The sequence below is a fragment of the Plasticicumulans sp. genome (assembly GCF_035331805.1).
In the GTDB taxonomy this organism is placed as follows: domain Bacteria; phylum Pseudomonadota; class Gammaproteobacteria; order Competibacterales; family Competibacteraceae; genus Plasticicumulans.
The window spans coordinates 1-3,893 of sequence record NZ_DAOLKE010000326.1 but is presented as its reverse complement, the minus strand read 5'-3'; the positions used below and the strand labels follow the sequence as shown (position 1 = coordinate 3,893).

Genomic DNA, 3,893 nt, shown 5'->3' with positions numbered 1-3,893 from the left:
GCGGCGGCGGCAGGTGGTACTCGACCGGTGTGGCCGAGAGCTTCAGCGGGCTGCCGACCAGCGCCACCGTGCCGGCCTGCGCATGCGGCAGCTCGACGCGCATCTGCCGGTGCTGCACCTGCGCATCGGCGAACACCTGATCGAGCGTGTTGATCGGCCCGCAGGGCACGTTCGCGTTCGCCAGCGCCGCCAGCCACGCATCGCGCGGCTGCGTCGCGAAGCACGCCGCGAGCCGGGGCACCAGCTCGGCGCGGTGTGCGACGCGGGCGCGGTTGCTGGCGAAGCGTTCGTCTGCGGCGAGTTCCGGGCAGCCGAGCACCGCGCAGCAGCGCGCGAACTGCGCATCGTTGCCGACGGCGAGGATCAGGTGACCGTCGGCCGCCGCGAAGGTCTGGTACGGGACGATGTTCGGATGCGCGTTGCCGAGGCGCTGCGGCGCGCAGCCGGTGGTCAGGTAGTTCAGCGCCTGATTGGCGAGCACCGCGACCTGCACGTCGAGCAGCGCGAGGTCGACGTGCTGGCCCTCGCCGCTGCGTTCGCGGTGCGCGAGCGCCGCGAGCACGCCGATGGTCGCGTACAGCCCGGTCAGCACGTCGGCGAGTGCGACGCCGACCTTGACCGGACCGCCGCCCGGCGTGCCGTCCGGCTGGCCGGTCAGGCTCATCAGCCCGCCCATGCCCTGGATCATGAAGTCGTAGCCCGGCAGGTCGCGGTACGGGCCGTCCTGACCGAAGCCGGTCACCGAGCAGTAGATGAGCCGCGGATTCAGCGCCCGCAGGCTGTCGGCATCCAGCCCGTACTGCGCCAGTCCGCCGACCTTGAAGTTTTCGAGCAGCACGTCGGACTGCGCCGCCAGCGCCCGCACGATCGCCTGTCCCTCGGGCCGCGTGAAGTCGACCGTCACCGAACGCTTGCCGCGGTTGGCCGACAGGAAGTACGCGGCCTCGCCGGTCGGCGTGCCATCGGCGGCCTTCAGGTACGGCGGTCCCCAGTGACGGGTGTCGTCGCCGCAGCCGGGGCGCTCGATCTTGATCACGTCGGCGCCGAGATCGGCGAGCGTCTGCCCGGCCCACGGACCGGCCAGCACGCGCGACAGGTCGAGCACGCGCAGGTGCGCCAGCGGACCGCTCATGCCGGCCTCCGGGACATCCGTGGTGCGGCAGCCCTGCCGCGGCCGGGGGAGATCACACAGCCTGCGAGGCTTCGGTCTCCCCTCTCCCCAACCCCTCCCCCGCGAGGGGGGAGGGGCTTGCTCGTCACGGCGCGGAGCTTGTCGGCAAGCATCCAGCCGGCAACAGGACTGCAGACCGCCACAGCCGTCGGTGCCGTCACCGATACACGGGAAGCAGAAAAGCTCACGAAGTCCGCACGCATGATCGGAGCGCGCGCCTCAGCAGAACGCCTGGATGCCGGTCTGCGCCCGGCCGAGGATCAGCGCGTGGATGTCGTGCGTGCCCTCGTAGGTGTTGACGGCTTCGAGGTTCAGCACGTGGCGGATGACGTGGTACTCGTCGCTGATGCCGTTGCCGCCGTGCATGTCGCGCGCGGTACGGGCGATGGAGAGCGCCTTGCCGCAGTTGTTGCGCTTGACCAGCGAGATCATCTCCGGCGAGGCCTGATCGGCATCGATCAGCCGTCCGACGCGCAGCGCCGCGTGCAGGCCGAGCGTGATTTCGGTCTGCATGTCGGCGAGCTTCAGCTGCACGAGCTGCGTGGCCGCCAGCGGCCGGCCGAACTGCTTGCGATCGAGCGTGTACTGGCGCGCCGCGTGCCAGCAGAACTCGGCCGCACCGATCGCGCCCCAGGCGATGCCGTAGCGCGCGCGGTTCAGGCAGCCGAAAGGCCCGGCCAGGCCCTGCACGCCGGGCAGCAGGTGTTCGTCGGAAACCTCGACGTCACTCATGACGATCTCGCCGGTCACCGAGGCGCGCAGCGAGAACTTGCCCTCGATCTTCGGCGCGCTCAGGCCCTTCATGCCTTTTTCGAGCACGAAGCCGCGGATCTTGCCGCTGTCATCCTTCGCCCAGACCACGAACACGTCGGCGATCGGCGAATTGGTGATCCACATCTTGGCGCCGTTCAGCAGCCAGCCGCCGTCGATCTTGCGGGCGCGCGTCTTCATGCCGCCGGGGTCGGAGCCGTGGTCGGGTTCGGTGAGGCCGAAGCAGCCGAGCCATTCGCCGGTGGCGAGCTTCGGCAGGTACTTGCGCCGCTGCGCCTCGCTGCCGTAGGCGTGGATCGGGTGCATGACCAGCGAGGACTGCACGCTCGCCGCCGAGCGGTAGCCCGAGTCGACGCGCTCGATCTCGCGCGCGATCAGGCCGTAGGCGACGTAGGACAAGCCCGCGCAGCCGTAGCCCTCGATCGTGCAGCCGAGCAGCCCGAGTTCGCCCATCTCGGTCATGATCGAACGGTCGAAGGTCTCGTGGCGGTGGGCCTCGCGGATGCGCGGCAGCAGCCGGCCCTGGCAGTAGTCGTGCGCGGCAGCGGCGATCTGGCGTTCCTCGTGATCGAGCTGGGCGTCGAACAGCAGCGGGTCTTCCCAGCGGAAGGTGTCGTTGTGGATGTTGGCCATCGGCAAGTCTCCGGAAGTCTGCTGCCCGCGCGGGCGAAGGCGGGGGGACGGAACGAGCCTAGCACCGTTTGAAATATTCAACAAACGATCACGGCTCTGCCGCTGTCATGCAGCGCGGGCATTGATTAAACGGCCGAAGTGTTGCAGAACAGCATCCCTGCGTGCGCCGGAATGTTCAATATTCCGTAGCGCATGGCGGCAAGACCTCGTCCGATTCCCCGTCCCGCAGAGGTGATCCCCGATGACTCCCTTCGGCATTGCCGGCGTGCAGATGCACGTCACCGTCGGCAGCAACCTCGAAGCGATGCGCCACCGCATCGACCTCGTCATGCACCTGTATCCGTGGGTGCAGATGATCGTGTTCAGCGAACTCTGCGTGCACGGTCCGCTGCTGCCGCACGCCCAGCCGCTGCCCGGCGAGTCCGAGGACGAGCTCTGTACCGCGGCCCGTCGCCACGGCATCTGGCTGGTCAACGGCTCGATGTTCGAGCGTCGCGACGGCCACATCCACAACACGACCTCGGTCATCGACCCGCAGGGCACGGTGATCGGCCGCTACCGCAAGCTCTATCCGTTCCAGCCCTTCGAGCAGGGCGTGACGCCGGGCGAGGCGTTCCTGTACTGGGACGTGCCCGGTGTCGGGCGCTTCGGCGTGCTGAACTGCTACGACATCTGGTTCCCGGAGAACGCCCGCACGCTGGCCGCGCACGGCGTCGAGGTGATCCTGCACCCGGTGCTGACGCACACGATCGACCGCGATGTCGATCTCTGCATCGCGCGCGCGACCGCGGCGATGCAGCAGTGCTACGTGTTCGACATCAACGGGCTCGGGGCCGGCGGCAACGGTTATTCGGCGGTGTTCGATCCGCACGGCCGGGCCTTGTACGAAGGCGGCGGCAGCGAACAGTTCATTCCGGTGGAGATTGATCTCGACCAGGTGCGCCGCAGCCGCCAGAACGGCCTGCGCAACCTCGGCCAGACGCTCAAGAGCTTCCGCGACCGCCGCGTCGATTACCCGATCTACGATCGCAGCCAGGCCGACACGGCGTATCTCGAAGCGCTCGGCAAGCTGGAAAAGCCGGCGCAGGGCGTGCCCTTGACGCTCGGCGAACCGCGCGATCACGGCGCGCCGCAGCCGAAGGTGGTGTTCTGAGAGAACATTGCCGACCCCGCGGTGCAGCCCTTTTCCCTCTGGGCATTGCGTATCTGCACAGCTTGCAGCAGTGGCTCCCGGACTCGCCCGGGCAGCGCGGGTGGATCAGGACGACGGCAAGGCATTGACGAACAAGCCCCTCCCCCCTCGCGGGGGAGGGGTTGG

The 3,893-nt window shown here is 68.8% G+C and carries 3 protein-coding genes; 1 reads left to right on the top strand and 2 read right to left on the bottom strand.

The annotated features are described in order from the left end of the window. Nucleotides 1-1,132, bottom strand: a 1,132-nt coding sequence (locus tag PKE44_RS16210) for a CaiB/BaiF CoA-transferase family protein (RefSeq protein ID WP_324553230.1), incomplete at its 3' end; no start/stop codon positions are given. 258 nt (nucleotides 1,133-1,390) lie between these two features. Then, a complete protein-coding gene (locus PKE44_RS16205) occupies nucleotides 1,391-2,575 on the bottom strand; it encodes an acyl-CoA dehydrogenase (RefSeq protein ID WP_324553226.1) in 1,185 nt (394 codons plus the stop codon). 241 nt (nucleotides 2,576-2,816) lie between these two features. On the opposite strand from PKE44_RS16205, the gene PKE44_RS16200 reads away from it, so the two are divergent. Then, entirely contained in the window at nucleotides 2,817-3,728 is a 912-nt protein-coding gene (locus PKE44_RS16200) for a carbon-nitrogen hydrolase family protein (RefSeq protein ID WP_324553223.1), read from the top strand. Nucleotides 3,729-3,893 lie beyond the last annotated feature (165 nt).

What these genes read in the sequence shown, in the direction of transcription:
- PKE44_RS16200 (WP_324553223.1), top strand. Translation starts at nt 2,817, where the DNA reads ATGACTCCCTTCGGCATTGCCGGCGTGCAGATGCACGTCACCGTCGGC.
- PKE44_RS16205 (WP_324553226.1), bottom strand. Translation starts at nt 2,575, where the DNA reads ATGGCCAACATCCACAACGACACCTTCCGCTGGGAAGACCCGCTGCTG.